This is a genomic window from Ideonella sp. P3_A4, assembly GCF_056403075.1.
The window spans coordinates 1-757 of sequence record NZ_JBFUGE010001257.1; the positions used below are offsets into that span (position 1 = coordinate 1).

Consider the following 757-nt stretch of genomic DNA (forward strand, 5'->3'; position numbering starts at 1 on the left):
GTCGACTACCGACACGGCACCACGACGGGCATTTCGGCGGCCGACCGAGCCGCGACGCTTCGGGCGCTGGTGGACCCCAACGCGCAGGCGAACGACTTCAATCGACCGGGCCATGTGTTCCCGCTGCGAGCGGTGCCTGGGGGCGTTCTGACCCGGCCTGGTCACACGGAGGCCGCGGTCGACCTGACCCGCTTGGCCGGGCTGCGCTCAGGTGGCGCCCTGGTGGAAATCGTCAACGACGACGGCACGATGGCACGACGGCCCCAGTTGCAGGCGTTCGCTCGCGAGCACGGCCTACCGCTCATCACCATCAAGGACCTCGTTGCCTACCGACGTCGCACCGAACGATTCGTGGAGCGAGTGTCCAGCGCCCGCCTGCCGACACCGTTCGGTGTGTTCAGGCTCGTCGGGTATCGCGAGCTGCAAACGGGCAGGGAACAGCTGGCACTCGTGATGGGAGACGTCACGGGCGACCAAGTCCCGCTCGCGCGAGTTCACTCGGAATGCCTGACGAGCGAGGTCTTCGGTTCCCTTCGCTGCGACTGCAAGACGCAGCTGGACGCGGCCATGCAGCGGGTTTCACAAGAGGGCCGGGGTGTCATCGTCTACCYGCGCGGCCAGGAAGGCCGCGGCATCGGATTGCTCCAGAAGCTGCGTGCCTACGAGCTGCAGGACCAGGGCGCCGACACCATTGAGGCCAATGTGCGCCTGGGCCTTCCGGTCGACGGCCGGGACTATGCCGTAGGTGCCAAACTCC

General features: G+C 67.3%; 1 protein-coding gene. It reads left to right on the forward strand.

The genetic code is table 11. The annotated features are described in order from the left end of the window. A partial coding sequence (gene ribA, locus AC1DYI_RS37415) for a GTP cyclohydrolase II RibA (RefSeq protein ID WP_477209111.1) occupies positions 1-757 on the forward strand: 757 nt, incomplete at both ends.